Annotated in this window: 1 pseudogene; it reads left to right on the top strand. The window is 51.6% G+C overall.

The window, feature by feature from the left end:
* Positions 1-539, top strand: a pseudogene (locus tag J7439_RS27655) (hypothetical protein); the annotation flags it as partial.

The raw sequence follows: 539 nt of genomic DNA, 5'->3' as shown, positions 1-539 counted from the left end.
ATCGGGCTGAACAAAGCCAGCTGATTCATTTGCTGCAAAATTTTACCGCAACACGGAGTTGGAATTGGCGAAGCCTGACGACAACACTTCATTCATTGACTTCAGCGGGTGTTTTTACCCCTCATCACCCCATGGATGAGTGTGTCAAGCTTACTCAAGCTGCCTTATTATCAACGCTACTTGATGCAATCATATTCAAGTGCAGCAAAAAACCTCAAGCCAGGAATATTGAAGCCCAGGAAATCGCCAACATGCTCTGGGCCATGGCAAAACTGGTGGCCAACGGGCAGGAGCTAACACCAGAACTCAAAGAGGCTGTGGCGGCGCTGTTGCCCCACTTACCCGCAGAGCAAGCTCACTTTATACCACAGGAAATCACCAATCTGCTGTGGGCCATGGCAAAACTGGTGGGCAGCGGGCAACAGCGGACGCCAGAGTTCAACGGGGCCGTGGCCGCGCTGTTGCCCCATGTGAACGCACAGAAAGCTAACTTTAAACCACAGGAATTCACCAACCTGCTTTGGGCTATGGCGAAACTG

Origin of the sequence: Salinisphaera sp. G21_0 (genome assembly GCF_017744115.1) — a bacterium.
Taxonomy (GTDB): Bacteria; Pseudomonadota; Gammaproteobacteria; order Pseudomonadales; family Endozoicomonadaceae; genus Endozoicomonas.
Note: the sequence above shows the minus strand (reverse complement) of the source record. Positions and strands in the feature narration are given on the sequence as shown.